Origin of the sequence: Micromonospora sp. NPDC023633 (assembly GCF_040640035.1) — a bacterium.
Classification (GTDB): Bacteria; Actinomycetota; Actinomycetes; order Mycobacteriales; family Micromonosporaceae; genus Micromonospora.
Genome location: NZ_JBFABB010000078.1, coordinates 1 through 14955 on the forward strand (window position 1 = coordinate 1; position 14955 = coordinate 14955).

Below are 14955 nucleotides of genomic sequence, written 5' to 3' on the forward strand. Positions count from 1 at the left end.
GGCCGTGCCGTCCGCGGGGTGGGGCGCGGCGGTGGGTGCCGTCGTCTTCGCCGGGCTCGCGGCGGCCCTGGGGGCCGACCCCGTCCTGCCGGTCCTCCTCCTGCTGGCCGCCGTCGGGCTGGTGCTCGCCCTGGTCGACCTGGCCTGTCTGCGGCTGCCCGACCCGCTGGTCGGCGCCGCCGCGCTGGTCGCCGCCGTCGGCCTGACCGGCGCGGCGCTGACGTCCGGAAGCCCCGGGCGCCTGCTCGGCGCGGTGGCCGGGGCCGCGCTCTGCTTCGCCTGCCACGTTCTGCTGGCGTTGCTGCCCGGCTCCCGGCTGGGCTTCGGCGACGTGAAGCTCGCCGCCGTCCTGGGCCTGCCGCTCGGCTGGCTCGGCGGGTCGTCCCTGGCGCTGGGGCTGCTCCTGCCGCACCTGCTCCACGGCGTGCTGGTGCTCGTCCTGCTGGCCGCCGGCAGGGTGCGCCGCGACACCCCGCTCCCGCTGGGCCCGGCCCTCCTCACCGGCGCCTGGCTGGCCGCCCTGACCTCCTGACCACACGCCGTCGGGCTCGGTCAGATGAGACGGAGCTGGCGTTCGCGGGGGCGGCGGGGCTCGGCCTCGCCGAAGCGCTCGAAGAGGCCCGGGTCGATGGCGTCGAGGAACGGCGACGGGGCGCACTCGCGTTCCGTGCCGTGCCGGCTGCGGCGGGCGGCGTGGGTGACGTACAGCCGGTCCTGGGCCCGGGTCAGCCCGACGAAGAAGAGCCGCCGCTCCTCGGCGATCGCGTCCTCGTCGGGTGTGCTGCCGGGCCAGCGCAGCGGGAGCAGCCCGTCCTCGGCACCGACCAGGAAGACCACCGGGAACTCCAGCCCCTTGGCGGCGTGCAGGGTGAGCAGGGTGACCGCCTCGGCGCGTGGGTCGAGCGCGTCGACCTCCGCCCCGGTGGCGAGCTGGGACAGGAACAGCGGCAGGTCGTCGCCGCAGCGGCGGGCGAGCGGGGTGAGCAGGTCGACGGCCGAGCGGACGTCCTCCGGGCGGACCGCGCCGGCACCGTCCAGCGTCGGCACGGCGAAGCGCTCCGCCAGCACCTGCCCGGCCAGCCGCACCCGGGCGGCCAGCGAGCCGTCGAGCCCGTCGGCGTGGCGCAGCTCGCGGGCGATGGCGGCCACGCCGGGCCGGTCCCGCAGCCGGTCGTGCGAGCGCTTCTGCACCGGGATGTTCGCCCGGGCCAGCGCGTCCACGATCGGGGCGGCCTGCGCGTCGGTCCGGTAGAGCACCGCGATGTCGGAGAAGGAGAGCGAGGTCGACCGGCCGTCGATCCGCCCCGAGTCGAGCGACCGGTGGGAGAGACCGCCGACCAGCTCGTCGACGGTGCGTACGACGAAGTCGGCCTCGTCGGCGACGGAGGCCGCCGGGTAGCGACCCACCAGCGGGGCCTCCAGGTCGAGCCGGGCCGGGTCGAGCCGGCGCCCGCGCACCAGCGACGACGGCGCGATGGCCTGCACGGCGGCGGCCAGGATGGGCGCGGAGGAACGGTAGTTGCGGTTCAGCCGGACCAGCCGGGCGTCGGTGAAGTCCTGCGAGAAGCGCAGGAAGTAGCCGACGTCGGCGCCCCGGAAGGAGTAGATGGCCTGGTCCGGGTCGCCGATCGCGCAGAGGTTGCCGTCGGCGGGGCTGAGCAGGCGCAACAGCTCGTACTGCACCTCGTCGACGTCCTGGTACTCGTCGACGAAGATCCACCGCCAGCGCTCCCGGTACCGCTGTACCAGCTTCCTGTCGGCCTTCAACAGCGCGACCGGCAGGGTCAGCAGCTCGTCCAGGTCCACCAGGTCCTGCTTGCGCAGCAGCGCCGCGTAGCCGGCCTCGTCGTCGCCGGCCTCGGCGCGGGCCTCCGCCCGCTGGGCGTCGTCGGCGATCCGGAAGTCCGCCGGCAGGCCGACGGCGTCGGCGTTCTCCCGGAGGATGGTCAGCCCCAGCGAGTGGAAGGTGCCGACCGTGACGTCCTCGGCGACCGGCCCGAGCAGGCCGTCGAGGCGGTGCCGCAGCTCCTCGGCCGCCCGCCGGGTGAACGTGATCGCCAGGCACTGCTCCGGGAAGACGTTCAGCTCCGCGCAGAGGTAGGCGATCCGGTGGGTCAGCGTCCGGGTCTTGCCGGTGCCCGGCCCGGCCACGATGAGCAGCGGACCGCCCGGCGCGGAGGCGGCCACCCGCTGCATGGCGTCCAGGCGGTCCAGCAGGCCGGTGCCGACCTCCTCCATCCCGGCGAGCATCGGCTCGAACGGTTCGTGCGGCGAGGGCGTCGGCGCGATCGGGGGCGGCGGCGCGGGCGGTGCGGCCTTGCGCTTCGGCTCGGCCTTGGCCGCCGCCGGGCGCTTGGCCCGGGGCTTCGGCGCCGGCTCCGCGGGGGTGCGCTGCGCCGGCACGGGTACGTCGAAGAGGGTCTCCTGGGCCCCACCGGCGGTGCCGCCCAGCTCGGCCGGGTCGAAGAGGGTGATGACGCCGTACTCGCCGTCGTAGCCGGGGACCCGGCGCACGTCGCCCCGGCGCAGCCGGCCGATGCCCTCGGCGAGCAGTTCCCCGCCGGCCCGGCCGATCTCGTCGAGCGGCGTGGTGGTGAGGATCTCCAGCTCCGGGCCGAGCGCGGCGATCAGCTCGTGGAGCTTCCCCTCGACCTTCTTGGACCGGGCGCCCACCTTGTTGATCTCGCCGAGCACCTCGGCCAGCGGCACCAGGTGGGTGACGTCGTGGGCGTGCGCGGGGCGGTGTCCCGACGGCCGGTCGGCCAGCTCCTCGACCCGGCTGAGCACGCCGACGGTCAGCGGCTTGCCGCACTCCGGGCAGCGGCCACCGGCGGCGCGGGTCTTCTCGGGCGACCAGTTGACCCCGCAGAGCCGGTGCCCGTCCGCGTGGTACTTGCCCTCCTCGGGGAAGAACTCGATGGTCCCGGCGAGCCCGTCGCCGGTGCGCAGGGCGTCCCGGATGCCGAAGTAGTCCCGGGCCGTGGCGAAGACGGTGGCCTCCCGGGCCAGCGCCGGCGGCGAGTGCGCGTCCGAGTTGGACACCAGCCGGTAGCGGTCCAGGCTGCCGACGCGCCAGTTCATCTCCGGGTCGGAGGAGAGGCCGGTCTCGACGGCGAAGATGTGCTCGGCGAGGTCGGCGTAGCAGTCGGCGATCGCGTCGAAGCCCGACTTCGAGCCCAGCGCGGAGAACCACGGGGTCCAGATGTGCGCCGGCACGAGGTAGCCGTCGGCGCTGGCCTCCAGGGTGATCTCCAGCAGGTCCCGGGAGTCCAGGCCGAGGATGGGCCGGCCGTCCGAGCCGAGGTTGCCGATCCGCCCGAGCGCCGTGTTGAACCGGGCCACCGCGTCCAGGTCGGGCAGGTAGATCAGGTGGTGCACCTTGCGGGTGCGGTCGTCCCGCTTGTAGATCGTGGAGATCTCCACGCTGAGCATGAACCGGACCGGGTCCGCCTCCGCCTCGCTCGCCAGCCGGGGCGGCAGCCGGCGGGCGATGTCCCGCTCCGCCTCCGGGCTGAGCCGGTGCAGGCCGGGCTCGGCCGGGTGCAGCGTCTCGCGCAGGTGGTCGTACCAGGCGGGGTGGGTGAAGTCGCCGGTGCCGAGCACCCCGATGCCCTTGCGCCGCGCCCACCAGCCGAGGTTCGGCAGGGTGAGGTCGCGGCTGCACGCGCGCGAGTACTTCGAGTGGATGTGCAGATCCGCGACGAACGGCGAAGGGCCGCCGGGGGGTGCGGGACTGAACGGAGGCACGCCGCATCCTGTCACGCCCGCGCCATTACCCACCCGTCGCCACGCACACCCGTGACCTGAGCATCCGGTGCTGGACAAGGCCGTCGCCCCGCGCTATGGGTCAGCGGGAGCGGAGCTCCACCAGGGTGATCTGCGGCTCGGCGCCGACGCGGACCGGCGGGCCCCAGAAGCCGGCGCCGTTGGTGACGTAGACCTGGGTGCCGTCGACCTCGCCGAGGCCGGAGACCACCGGCTGCTGGAGCTTGACCAGCAGGTTGAACGGGACCATCTGGCCGCCGTGGGTGTGCCCGGAGAGCTGGAGGTCGACGCCGAACTTCGCCGCCTCCACCGCGGCGACCGGCTGGTGGGCGAGCAGCACCACCGGGCGGTTCGGGTCGCGGCCCCCGAGCGCCGCCGCGTAGTCCGCCGGGGCGGCCAGCCCGGTGCCGGCGGCGGTGACGTCGTTCACCCCGGCCAGGTCGAGCACGCCGCCCCGGGCCTGGATCTCCGTCCGCTCGTTCTGCATGACCCGCAGGCCGAGCCGGTCCAGCTCCTGGACCCACTCCTCGACCCCGGAGTAGTACTCGTGGTTGCCGGTGACGAAGTAGCTGCCGTGCCGGGAGCGCAGGCCACGCAGCGGCTCGGCCGCCTCGCCCAGCTCGGCGACCGAGCCGTCGACCAGGTCGCCGACGACGGCGACGATGTCGGCGTCCAGGCGGTTGATCGCGGCGACGATCCGCTCGGTGTGCGCCCGCCCGCGCAGCGGACCGAGGTGGATGTCGGAGACCGTGGCGATCCGCAGGCCGTCCATGCTCCGGGGGAGCTTGGCCAGCGGGATCTGCACCCGGTCGAGCTGCGGCGGGCCGAGGGCGGTGCGGATGCCGTACCCGGTGAGGCCGGTGGCGGTGAGCCCGGCGAAGATGGCCGCCCCACGGGCGAGCAGCAGCCGGCGGGCCGGGTCGTGGTCGGGCTGCGCGACGGCGTCGGCGGCCGGCGGGTCGGCCGGGCCCGCCGCGCCCACCATGGCGGGCTCGGGCGCGGCGGCGGTGGGCTCCGCGGCGGCGACCCGGCGACGCAGCACGAGCTTCGTCACCGCCATCGGCACTTCCAGCGCCACGAGCAGGACCAGCAGGTAGAACATGACGGCGAGCCAGAGGTAGCCCGGCCACGCGAGCCAGTAGAGGCCCGCCTGGGTGCCGGCCATGGTCGCCGGTACGAGCAGCGCGAGCACCAGGGCGGTGATCCCGCCGACCCGCCGCCAGCGTCCCGGGGCGGTGGTGTCCCGCACCAGGCGCTTCCACAGGTAGAGGTGGATCAGGCCGGTGATCAGCGCCAGGGTGGCGACGAACGCCAGTGCCGCCAGCATGTGTGCGCCTCCCTCAGCCGCCCGCGAAGGGCGGCAGGACGTCGATCGTGGCCCCGGCCGGTAGCGGTGCCCGCCGATCATGACAGGTCACGCCGTCGACCAGGAAACTCGCCACCTTCAGGACGGCGGCCAGCCGCTCACCGTGCCGGTCGGTCAGCTGCACGACGAGTTCGTCCAGGGACCGGCCGGCGGATGCGGTCTCCTCGGTCCGGTCGGCGGCGGCCCGCGCCCCGGCGAAGTAGCGCACGGTCAGCGGCGGCCCGGCGTCGGCCGCCCCGACCGGCGGCGCGGCGGGTGCCGGCCGGGCCTGGGCCGGCGGCCCGGTGCGATCCGGGCGCGTCGGTTCCGTCACGGTCAGCCTCCGATCGCGGACATCGGCCGGGTGGGCTGGAGGAAGGTCGGGTCGTCGATGCCGTGCCCGGCCCGCTTGCCCCACGTGGCGACCCGCCAGCGCCGGGCCAGCTCGTCGTCGTCCGCCCCGGCCCGCAGGGCGCCGCGCAGGTCGGACTCCTCGGTGGCGAAGAGGCAGGCGCGGACCTGCCCGTCGGCGGTGAGCCGGGTGCGGTCGCAGCCGCCGCAGAACGGCCGGGTGACGCTGGCGATCACGCCGACCCGGGCGGGACCGCCGCCGACCAGCCAGGTCTCGGCCGGCGCCGCGCCGCGCTCCGCCGGGTCGGAGGTCAGGTCGAACTCTCCGCGCAGGGAGGCCAGGATCTCGTCGGCGGTGACCATGGTGTCCCGGTCCCAGCCGTGCTGGGCGTCCAGCGGCATCTGCTCGATGAACCGCAGCTCGTAGCCGTGGGCGAGGGCGAAGCGGAGCAACTGTGGTGCCTCGTCGTCGTTGACGCCGCGCATCAGCACCGAGTTGATCTTTACGGGGGTGAGCCCGGCGGCGGCGGCCCCGGCCAGCCCGGCCAGCACGTCGGCCAGGCGCGGACGCCGGGTCAGTCGGGTGAACCGCTCCGGATCCAGCGTGTCCAGCGACACGTTCACCCGGTCCAGCCCGGCGGCGCGCAGTGCGGGGGCGAGCCGGTCCAGCCCGATGCCGTTGGTGGTCAGCGAGATCCGGGGGCGCGGCTCCAGCGCCGCCACGGCGGCCACGATGTCGGCCAGGCCGGGCCGGATCAGCGGCTCACCGCCGGTGAACCGCACCTCGGTCACGCCGAGCAGGCGCACCGCCACCCCGACCAGCCGGACGATCTCGTCGTCGCCGAGCAGTTGCGGGCCGGGCAGCCAGGCCAGCCCCTCGGCCGGCATGCAGTAGGTGCAGCGCAGGTTGCACTTGTCGGTCAGGGAGACCCGCAGGTCCCGGGCGACGCGGCCGTACCGGTCGGCGAGGACGCCGTCGGTCGGCGGGGCGGCGGTCACCCGTCGACGGTAGCGCGCCCGAGCCCGGCCAGGGCCGACCGGGCGGTGCGGGCGACCGCATCGCGGTACGCGCCGCCGAACAGGGCGGCGTGCACCAGCATCAGGTGGAGCTGGTGCAGCGGCACCCGCTCCCGCCACCCGTCGGCCAGCGGCCACTCCTCGGCGTACGCGGCGAGGATCCGGTCCAGGTGCGGCGCGCCCCCGAAGAGCGCCAGCTGCGCCAGGTCGGTCTCGCGGTGCCCGCCGTGCGCCGCCGGGTCGACCAGCCAGACCCGCTCGTCCGCGCCCCAGAGCGCGTTGCCCGGCCAGAGGTCCCCGTGGATCCGCGCCGGCGGCTCGTCGCCGCCGAACTCGCCGATCCGCTCGACGACCTGCTCGACCAGGCCGGCCTCGGCGCCGGTGAGCGCGCCGCCGTCGACCGACATCCGGAGGTACGGTGCGAGCCGGGCCCGGGCGAACCAACCCGACCAGGGGCCGTCATCGGGGGTGTTGTCCGCTGGCAGCGCCCCGATGAAGCCGTGCCACCCGGCGCCGAAGGCCGACGCCCCGGCCCGGTGCAGCCCGGCCAGTTCCCGGCCGAACCGCTCGGCCGCCCCGGGAGTCGGCTCGCCGGGGTCGACCCACTCCAGCGCGAGCAGCCCGGGCAGCGCCACGACCACCTCCGGTACGGCGACCGTCCCGGCCTCGCGCAGCCAGCGCAGGCCGGCCGCCTCGGCGGCGAAGAAGCCCTCCGGCACGGGCCTGCCGGCGGTGTCCGGCCAGGTCTTGGCGAAGACGGAGTGCCCGTCGTCCAGCGTCAGCCTCGACGCGGCGCAGATGTCGCCGCCGGCGACAGGCGTCTCCCGGATCCGCTGGTGGGTCAGGAAGGTCGGCAGGTGCTCCGGGTGCGCCCGCAGGTACGCCAGATCCATGACGGCAAGGTAACCCCCGGATGCCGCCCAGTCCCGCCGGAAACGGGCTGTCGTGAATCTTGGACGGTTCCGGCCCCTCCGGGGCCCTGTCGCGCCAAGATCTCCGGAGGTTGGTCTGTGCGGTGCCCCCCGGTCGACGTCATAGCGTAGAGAATCGGCGTGAGCTGCGGCGATACTCTCCGTGTCTGTGGACAAGCGGCGTGTCATCCACAGGGCCCCGCCGGCCGCCCCGCCCGCGCCGCAGGCTGCCAGCCATGACCCCGACCGACCGCCCCCGGCTCGCCGTCCGTTCTCCCGCCGACCTCATCGCCGCCGTGCCCTACCTGCTCGGCTTCCACCCGGCCGACAGCGTCGTCGTCGTGGCGATGCGGGGCCGCCGGATCACCTTCGCCGCCCGCGCCGACCTGCCCGACCCCGCCGACCCGCGCGACCCCGCCGGCCACCTCGCCGGGGTCGTCGCCCGGCAGCACGCCGAGACCGCCACGGTCCTGGGCTACGGCCCGGCGCCGTTGGTCACCCCGGCGGTCGACGCCGTGCGCGCCGCGCTGGCCGCAGCCGGGCTGTCCGTGCTCGACGCCCTGCGCGTCACCGACGGCCGCTACTGGTCGTACCTCTGCACCGAGCCAACCTGCTGCCCACCCGACGGCAGGCCCTACGACGTCGGTGCCAGCGAGGTCAGCGCGGCGGCCGTCTTCGCCGGCCAGGTCGCCCTGCCCGACCGGGCCGCCCTCGTCGCGCAGGTCGCCCCGGTGACCGGGCCGGCCCGGTCAGCCGTACGCCGGGCCACCGCCCGCGCCGAGCGACGCCTGGCGGCCCTGCTCGACCGGGCGCCCGCGAGTGACCCGCGCGGCGGGCGGGCGGTCCGCTCGGCGGGGGCGGCGGCCGTACGCACCGCGCTGCGCCGGCACCGGCGGGGGCAGCGGCTCACCGACGACGAGGTGGCCTGGCTGAGCGTGCTGCTGACCCGCGTGCCCGTGCGTGACCACGCCTGGGAGCGCACCGACGGGCGGGACGCGGACATCGCGCTCTGGACCGACGTGCTGCGCCGGACCGAGCCGGAGCTGATCGCCGCGCCGGCCGCGCTGCTGGCGTTCGCGGCGTGGCGGGCGGGGCAGGGGGCGCTGGCGGCGGTGGCGCTGGAACGGGCCCTGGCCGAGCACCCGGGCCACTCGATGGCGCTGCTCCTCGACGACCTGCTGCGCCGGGGCGTGCCACCGTCCCGACTGGACGGCTGGCCGGCGGTGGGAGCGCCCGGCGTGCTGCGCCGCAGGCGCAGGCGGAGCGACCCCCGATGACTGGCTGACCGCACGGTCCACCGGCGTCGTCACCGCTGCTCGATGGCCCGCAGGAAGCGATGCATCCCAGAGGACGGATTGTCGTCAGGAAAGGTGGTGCCGTTACGTGAGTGCAGCTGCTCCAGACGTTCCGCTCGCCGAGCGGCCTGCTTTCGTAGCGGCATGTAGATGGCGCTGTCGATGCTCTTCCCGGCCCGACCGTCGAGCTTGCGGCTCGTGCTTTCCGCCTCGGCGGTGCTGACGAACTTCGTGAACTCGCGATGGTGCAGGATGAGCCAGAGTTCGAAGCACGGGTTCGAGATGACCAGACCGATGCCCTTGGCCTCAGCGAGTTGCCTGGCATCGAACAGGTTCGGATGGTTCTTCGGCCACTCGGTGTCGAAGATGCACCAGCACTCGTCCTATCGGCGAGCCGGTCGGCTGCCATCCTGACCAGGGTGAGTGGTACGCCCTGGTGAGGGTGAAGTTCCAGGTTCAGGGCGGTGTTGTCCGCTATCTCGGGCAACCTCTTCAGCCCGTTGACGTAGTCGGGTTCGGAGTTCTTGCCCTCGCAGAACACGACGACCGTGCGCAGCTCTCGGCGACTGGCGATTCTGCGCTTGAGGGGCTTCGTCTCGCGGCGGCGTTGGCTCATCGTCGGTCAGCCGGTCAGCCGATCAGCCCGAGCGCTCGTAGGAACTCGGTCTGATCGACTTGGGGAAGTGCGCCGAAACGGCCATGCAGGTAGGCGTTCTCCAGGTTCTGTGACTTGCGGACACGCTCACCGGCGAATTCGGCGAGCGCACCGAGCCGGGTGGAGCCGTCGAGCCGCTTCTCGGTCAACCAGACCTCGTCCCGGTTCAGGTGGTTCAGCAGGCTGGTGTCGTGGGAGGTGAAGATGAGCTGCGCCCCGTACGGGTTCGTGACGGGACTCTGGAAGACCCGAAGCAGTTCCGCCGACAGAGTCGGATGCAGACTGGCGTCCAACTCGTCGAAGATGACGACCGACCCGGACCGCAGTGCCGTCAGCACCGGGCCGATCAGCCCGAACCACGTCCTCGTTCCCTCTGACTCGGCCGAGAAGTCGAGCGGTGCGGAGTTGTCGCCGGATCGGTGGACGAGACGTAGTCGACGTTGGGTCCGCGTTTCTCCGGAGCCGGAGTAGACAACTTCTTGCTCGTCGATCACGACATCTTCGATACCCAGGTCAGCAAGGCGGAGCAGCGCCAGCGCCTGTTCACGTCCGCTGAGGGAGAACCACCCTCCCTCCTCGTGATCCGCGAGGGAGAACAGCGAGGGCTGATCGCTGTCCGGGCCGTCGAACCAGCGGGTCGTGTCCGCCCTGCCGAAGAGGCGCGGCCTTGACCTCCAACTGCCAACGAACGGAGCCCCTGGGCGGGCGCGGCGAGGCGCCTGGCCGAGCACCTGGATACGCAGGATGTCCTTGGCGAAGTTCGTCACGAGTGGCTCATCGAAGCGTCGTGCGACAGACAGAGCCAGCGTTCGCTCGGTGAGGAGTTCCCGGGTGCCGGACAATCCGCCGAGACCGCGCTGAAGCTTCAGTTCGGAGCCTTCACGCTCGAAGATCCGGCGGCGCTTCTTCTCCGGGTAGTGGAAGAGTCCCTCGTACGAGACCTTGTTGGCATCGATCTCCAGGACGTACTCGAAGCGCACCCCGTCAACGGTGGTTTCGATGACGAATTCGCTGGACCTGGCCGGCCCCGCCCCGAAGGCGAAGGGCTCCAGGGGAATGTCGTCCTCCCAGAAGCGGACCGACTCCTCCACCGCGTCGCGCAGCCAGGCGAGCGCGCCGACGACGTTCGACTTGCCGGACGCGTTCGGTCCGTAGACAGCGGCCAGCGTCAGGAGGCTTTCCCCGAGACGCGGTGCCGCGCGAGCCGCCTCACGATCGCGGTCCACAGCCACCATCGACAGCTCGACACCCTTGGCGATCGAGCGATAGTTGCTGGCCTCGAACCTGATCAGCACGGCATCACGCTACCCCACCCTTGGGCGTCGACACCGCCGGCACTTCGTCGGTTCCTGGCGAAATTCGGCCTCATGGTGCAGTAGGGGCGCAGATACCGGGCAGGAGTGGCGCGGGTGCGTCCGCTCACAGCGCAGCTTCGACAGCCGCCGAGCATCGACGGGTCAAGTGGCTGTGTCCCTCGCTCAGCGCTTGTTGCCGCAGAGCCGCCGATCCAGCCAGGAGAGCAGGACCTGCTCGTACTGCGGGCTGACGCCGGCCAGGTCCTCGGCCTCGTGCAGGGTGGGCGCGTGATCGCAGCCGGCCAGCCGGGCGACGGTCAGCTCCGCGGCGCGGGCGGCCCGGCGCCATACCGTCAGGCTCTCCTCGATCGGCGTCCAGGCGTCGGTCTCGCCGTAGCAGAGCAGCACCGGGCAGGACAGCGTCGCGAAGACCGGCTCCGGATCGAAGTCCATGTCGGCCCAGGCCCCGGGCTCCGCCACCTCGCGCGGCAGGAACGCGAGCGGAAACCAGGGTCGCTCCACGGCGGCGTCCAGCTCCGCCTGGGCGACCGCCCGGGACAGCCCGCCGCGCAGGTACGCCTCTGCGACCCCACGCAGCCGGTCCAGCTCGGCGAGGTCCGCGTCGCCGTATCCGTGGCGGCGAAGTTGCTCGGCGGTGCCGTACCGCATCTGCCGTGCGGGGCTGACCCCGCTGCACGCGACGAGCGCGAGGAAATCGACCCGGTGGCGGCTGGCGGTCAGTGCCGCCGCCCAAGCCCCCTGGCTGAACCCCCACAGCCCGACCGGGACGTCACCGACCTGCCGGCGCAGCACCTCCAGGGCCGCCGCCGCGTCGTCGGCCTGGGCGCTCAGCGGCACGTCGCGGCCGTCGATCCGGGGGCGCCGGTCGTACCGCAGCACCGCGACGCCGGCCGGCGGGAGCAGGCGGGCCAGGTGCTCGTAGAGGAAGTACCTCCGGGTGTCGGCGTGGGAGCCGTGCAGCACGGCGAGGGCCCCCCGAGCCGGCCCGGTCGGCAGGTGCAGGGTGGCGGGAAGTTGCTGTTTGCCGACGCTCAGCTCCATGCCGGGCAGTCAACCATCGCCCGGCCGCTTCCGTCTCGCCCCACTGCGTCCCTGCTCCGGCTTTGTCCACCAACGACGAAGGCTGAGATGCCGGTGCACAGGCCAGCGCGGCCTCGACGACCTGCTGCGCCGGGGCGTGCCACCGTACAAATTGGACGGCCGGACGGCCGGACGGCTGGCCGGGTGGCCGGCGGTGGGAGCGCCCGGCGTGCCTCGCCGCAGGCGCAGCCGGAGCGACCCCCGATGCTCCGTCAGCGCCGGGCCGGTGCGTGGCGTCCCCGGGTGGCAGGTGTCGGCCGGATCTGGTGGAGTGGTCGCACGTCCCCGATCCCTCGTTTGGAGACGCTTCGAAGCAGGTGCAGGCACGTGACGATCGATCAGACGACAGCCGTCCCGACCGACGAGCAGATCCGGGCGCTGCACGAACGGTACGCGCCGACCGAGGAAGCCTTCCTGCTCGTCTACACCCACTGTCAGATCGTCTGTGCCGTGGCGGAGCAACTGCTCGACAGGCACCGCTCGGCCCTGGACGTCGCCCTGGTACGTGCGGGATGCCTCCTGCACGACATCGGCGTCTACCGCCTGTACGACGCGACGGGGCGGCTCGATCAGGAGAACTACATCCGTCACGGGATGCTCGGCCAGGCGCTCCTACGCGATCTCGGATTCCCTGACCTGGTCAGCAGATTCTGCTCCCACCACACCGGTGTCGGGCTCACCCGTGAGGACGTGTTGCGGCAGCGCCTGCCACTGCCGGTGGACGACTACACGGCCGACACCGTGGAGGAGCAACTCGTCATGTACGCGGACAAGTTCCACAGCAAGACGACGCCGCCCACGTTCGTGACCACGGCGTCCTACGCCGCCGGCGTGCGGCGGTTCGGTGAGGAGAAGGTGGCCCGGTTCGCGGCGCTGGTGGAGAAGTTCGGCGAACCGGACCTGTTGCCTCTGTCCCGCCGCTACCGGCAGCCGCTGATCTGAGACCGGCTGCTCCGTGCGAGTGGCCTGGTCGGTCAGTTGGCCGTGGCCGATCCCGCCGTCAGCAACGCCGGATCCACGTCCGGAACGGCGAGCCTGGGGTTCCACCCTGCCCCCACGACACGCATGACGAACCCCGCGGCCTCCTCCAACTGGCGGGCGCTGGTCAGCCCACCGACCACCGCGACCCGCGCGCCGAGATCCTCGATCAGCGTGTCGACGCGTTGGAGCGCCTCGGGCTGGTCGCCGCAGATCGCCACGACCGGGGCCGAGTCGCGCGGTCCCGCGTAGGGCCAGGACGCTCCGGCGAACAGGTGGAGTGCTTTCACCACGTGAGCGCCCCGCGCTACGCGAGCGACAAGCTCCGCCGCCGAGCCCGACGTCGGCTTCAGCCGCCCAGTGGCGTAGTCGACGGCGTTGGTGCAGTCGATCACCGTCATGCCGCTCAAGGAGCCATCAGAACCACCGACGAGAGAGAGTGCTTCCTCCAGTCCCTCCCAGGCGACCGCGACCGCGACCACCTCGACCCGTGCTGCGAAGTCGGCGGGTTCGACAGCCTGGGCTGCGCCGCCGATCTGGCTGGCGGCCCGGCTGGCGTTCTCCGGATTGCGCCCCGTCACCACGACCGCATGGCCGGTTCCCGCCCAGGCCCGGCCAAGCGTCGTGGCGAGGTTGCCCGTTCCCAGGATTCCTACGTTCACCGCGATCTCCTTCATCTGTGGGAAGACCCGAAGAACGCTAGGAGGCCGGTTCCTACTGCTTGGTAGGAGATCCTGCGGACACTGGAGGGATGATCGACGGCACCTGCCAGACGTTCGTGTCGGACTGTCATGTCCGCGCGGCAGTCGAACTCATCAACCACACCTGGGATCCGGTGGTGCTGTCGGCGCTGCGCGCCGGACCGACGAGACGCAACGACCTGTTGCGACGCATCGCAGGCATCAGCGACAAGGTGCTGACGCAGGCGCTACAGCGCCTACGAGCGCGGGGCCTGGTCGTCCGACAGGGCGACGACGGGCGAGTGCCGGAAGGTCGCGGTGCCGTGTATCAGCTGTCGCCCCTGGGCGAGTCGTTCGCCAACGGCCCGCTCGCGCAACTGGCCCAGTGGGCCGCGGCGAACCAAGCGGAACTCGTCGAGTCGTCGACGACGTCCTGACCCGCGACGCTGAGCGGCCACAACTGCCGCCAGCCGGAGTGGCACGTCATGCTTGCCTGGCCGTTGGCGGTTTCGAGCCGTCTCATGTCTGGGGACGCGGGCGTGGCTGCGCCCGGGCGTCAGGCCCGCTCGGTCAACTCGGCGACGAACGCGCGCCACGCCACGGGCGTGAAGGTGAGCGCCGGGCCGGCCGGGTCCTTCGAGTCGCGGACGGCGACGACGCCGGGGAGGTTGTCGGCGACCTCGACGCAAGCGCCGCCGTTCGAGCTGCTGCGGGTGCTCTTGCGCCACTGCGCGCTGGTCAGGTCATCCATGATCGCGCTCTCAACAGGTCGATGGTCTGGTCTCGCGGCAGCGCGACCGACCTCACGGTATCCCAGACCGCCCAGAGCGGAGCAACGTCATTCGTGAGACGGCCGGCGGCTTGGTCATCGAGGTAGCCGACCTCGCCATCGGGCGTGCTGGCGATGATGAACGGTCCGGCTTGGCCGGGATGCAGCCCGGCGCGGAGGGGAAGCACGTGGATCATGACGTTCGGACGCCGAGCAAGTTCGATCAGGTGATCAAGCTGTGATTGCATGACCGCAGGCTCGCCCCGCCGAAGCGCGGCCTCATCGATCACGAAGACCAAAAGAGGAGGACGTGGGCGGTCGAGCACGGCGGCCTGCCGACGTAGCCGTGCATCGACATGGGCTTCCGCGTCAGCCATCAGCGGTCCGCTGGTGAGGACGGCCCTGGCGTAGTCCTCGGTTTGTAGGAGGCCCGGGAGGACGGCTGACTCGAACCACCGCAGCCCTGATGCCTCGCGCTCAATCTCGGTCCACGGTCTGAACCAGGATGGCTCGCGGCGCTTCAACGCGTCCGGCCACAGCTCTTCTATGTCCTTGTTCAGAATTTCGGCGACCCGGGCACGGTGACGGGTCTGCGGAATTCGTCCCTGGCTCACCCACCTCGCCGCCGTCTTCGGATCGACGCCGACTTGAGCTGCAAGGCTCTCCGCAGTCTCACCGGCCTTCGCCATCGCCACCTGTACCGCCCGGTTCATTCCCACCCCTCACGCGAACGTCCCGAATGCCCGCAGTACAGACTGCTACGCGGTGTGATCGACCCGCAACCCTCGGCAGG

General features: G+C 72.7%; 14 protein-coding genes and 1 pseudogene. 4 read left to right on the plus strand and 11 right to left on the minus strand.

Annotated features, from left to right (window positions below):
- On the plus strand, positions 1 to 532 hold a 532-nt coding region (locus AB0G13_RS22570; protein WP_357877361.1), incomplete at its 5' end, for a prepilin peptidase.
- A 20-nt stretch (positions 533 to 552) separates the two neighbouring features.
- On the opposite strand, the gene AB0G13_RS22575 is transcribed toward AB0G13_RS22570, so the two are convergent.
- The 5 genes from AB0G13_RS22575 to AB0G13_RS22595 form a co-directional block, all read right to left on the minus strand.
- Positions 553 to 3747, minus strand: coding sequence for a UvrD-helicase domain-containing protein (locus AB0G13_RS22575; protein WP_357877364.1), 3195 nt, complete (start codon positions 3745 to 3747; stop codon positions 553 to 555).
- A gap of 100 nt (positions 3748 to 3847) precedes the next feature.
- A complete protein-coding gene (locus AB0G13_RS22580) occupies positions 3848 to 5092 on the minus strand; it encodes a metallophosphoesterase (protein WP_357877367.1) in 1245 nt (414 codons plus the stop codon).
- Positions 5093 to 5105: 13 nt separating this feature from the next.
- Entirely contained in the window at positions 5106 to 5345 is a 240-nt protein-coding gene (locus AB0G13_RS22585) for a MoaD/ThiS family protein (RefSeq protein ID WP_357877456.1), read from the minus strand.
- A 101-nt stretch (positions 5346 to 5446) separates the two neighbouring features.
- On the minus strand, positions 5447 to 6460 hold the full coding sequence (moaA, locus tag AB0G13_RS22590; protein ID WP_357877370.1) for a GTP 3',8-cyclase MoaA: 1014 nt from the start codon (positions 6458 to 6460) through the stop codon (positions 5447 to 5449).
- Positions 6457 to 7371, minus strand: a complete 915-nt coding sequence (locus tag AB0G13_RS22595) for a fructosamine kinase family protein (RefSeq protein ID WP_357877373.1) — start codon at positions 7369 to 7371, stop codon at positions 6457 to 6459. The genes moaA and AB0G13_RS22595 overlap by 4 nt, the downstream gene beginning before the upstream one ends.
- A gap of 254 nt (positions 7372 to 7625) precedes the next feature.
- On the opposite strand from AB0G13_RS22595, the gene AB0G13_RS22600 reads away from it, so the two are divergent.
- A complete protein-coding gene (locus tag AB0G13_RS22600; protein WP_357877376.1) occupies positions 7626 to 8666 on the plus strand; it encodes a DUF4192 domain-containing protein in 1041 nt (346 codons plus the stop codon).
- Between the two features lie 29 nt (positions 8667 to 8695).
- Here AB0G13_RS22600 and AB0G13_RS22605 read toward each other — a convergent pair.
- From AB0G13_RS22605 to AB0G13_RS22615, 3 genes and pseudogenes are all read right to left on the minus strand, one after another.
- A pseudogene (locus AB0G13_RS22605) lies at positions 8696 to 9055 on the minus strand (RloB family protein); the annotation flags it as partial.
- Positions 9056 to 9314: 259 nt separating this feature from the next.
- Entirely contained in the window at positions 9315 to 10634 is a 1320-nt protein-coding gene (locus tag AB0G13_RS22610) for an ATP-binding protein (RefSeq protein ID WP_357877379.1), read from the minus strand.
- Positions 10635 to 10817: 183 nt separating this feature from the next.
- The gene (locus AB0G13_RS22615) at positions 10818 to 11696 is read right to left on the minus strand and encodes an alpha/beta hydrolase (RefSeq protein WP_357877382.1); all 879 of its coding nucleotides are present in this window, start codon (positions 11694 to 11696) and stop codon (positions 10818 to 10820) included.
- Between the two features lie 366 nt (positions 11697 to 12062).
- Between AB0G13_RS22615 and AB0G13_RS22620 the strand changes: the two genes are divergently transcribed.
- Positions 12063 to 12677 (plus strand): HD domain-containing protein, encoded by a 615-nt coding sequence (locus tag AB0G13_RS22620; protein ID WP_357877385.1) that lies wholly within the window; start codon positions 12063 to 12065, stop codon positions 12675 to 12677.
- Between the two features lie 32 nt (positions 12678 to 12709).
- On the opposite strand, the gene AB0G13_RS22625 is transcribed toward AB0G13_RS22620, so the two are convergent.
- Positions 12710 to 13390, minus strand: coding sequence for an NAD(P)-binding domain-containing protein (locus AB0G13_RS22625; protein ID WP_357877388.1), 681 nt, complete (start codon positions 13388 to 13390; stop codon positions 12710 to 12712).
- A 74-nt stretch (positions 13391 to 13464) separates the two neighbouring features.
- Between AB0G13_RS22625 and AB0G13_RS22630 the strand changes: the two genes are divergently transcribed.
- Positions 13465 to 13830: a helix-turn-helix domain-containing protein gene (locus AB0G13_RS22630; RefSeq protein ID WP_357877391.1), complete on the plus strand. Its 366-nt coding sequence runs from the start codon at positions 13465 to 13467 to the stop codon at positions 13828 to 13830.
- Positions 13831 to 13949: 119 nt separating this feature from the next.
- On the opposite strand, the gene AB0G13_RS22635 is transcribed toward AB0G13_RS22630, so the two are convergent.
- Together AB0G13_RS22635 and AB0G13_RS22640 are read right to left on the minus strand one after the other, a co-directional pair.
- Positions 13950 to 14144, minus strand: a complete 195-nt coding sequence (locus AB0G13_RS22635; protein WP_357877394.1) for a DUF397 domain-containing protein — start codon at positions 14142 to 14144, stop codon at positions 13950 to 13952.
- Positions 14132 to 14875 (minus strand): helix-turn-helix transcriptional regulator, encoded by a 744-nt coding sequence (locus AB0G13_RS22640; protein WP_357877397.1) that lies wholly within the window; start codon positions 14873 to 14875, stop codon positions 14132 to 14134. The genes AB0G13_RS22635 and AB0G13_RS22640 overlap by 13 nt, the downstream gene beginning before the upstream one ends.
- Positions 14876 to 14955: the final 80 nt, after the last annotated feature.

What these genes read in the sequence shown, in the direction of transcription:
- AB0G13_RS22580 (WP_357877367.1), bottom strand. Translation starts at nt 5,092, where the DNA reads ATGCTGGCGGCACTGGCGTTCGTCGCCACCCTGGCGCTGATCACCGGC.
- AB0G13_RS22595 (WP_357877373.1), bottom strand. Translation starts at nt 7,371, where the DNA reads ATGGATCTGGCGTACCTGCGGGCGCACCCGGAGCACCTGCCGACCTTC.
- AB0G13_RS22600 (WP_357877376.1), top strand. Translation starts at nt 7,626, where the DNA reads ATGACCCCGACCGACCGCCCCCGGCTCGCCGTCCGTTCTCCCGCCGAC.
- AB0G13_RS22615 (WP_357877382.1), bottom strand. Translation starts at nt 11,696, where the DNA reads ATGGAGCTGAGCGTCGGCAAACAGCAACTTCCCGCCACCCTGCACCTG.
- AB0G13_RS22625 (WP_357877388.1), bottom strand. Translation starts at nt 13,390, where the DNA reads ATGAAGGAGATCGCGGTGAACGTAGGAATCCTGGGAACGGGCAACCTC.
- AB0G13_RS22630 (WP_357877391.1), top strand. Translation starts at nt 13,465, where the DNA reads ATGATCGACGGCACCTGCCAGACGTTCGTGTCGGACTGTCATGTCCGC.
- AB0G13_RS22635 (WP_357877394.1), bottom strand. Translation starts at nt 14,144, where the DNA reads ATGGATGACCTGACCAGCGCGCAGTGGCGCAAGAGCACCCGCAGCAGC.
- AB0G13_RS22640 (WP_357877397.1), bottom strand. Translation starts at nt 14,875, where the DNA reads ATGAACCGGGCGGTACAGGTGGCGATGGCGAAGGCCGGTGAGACTGCG.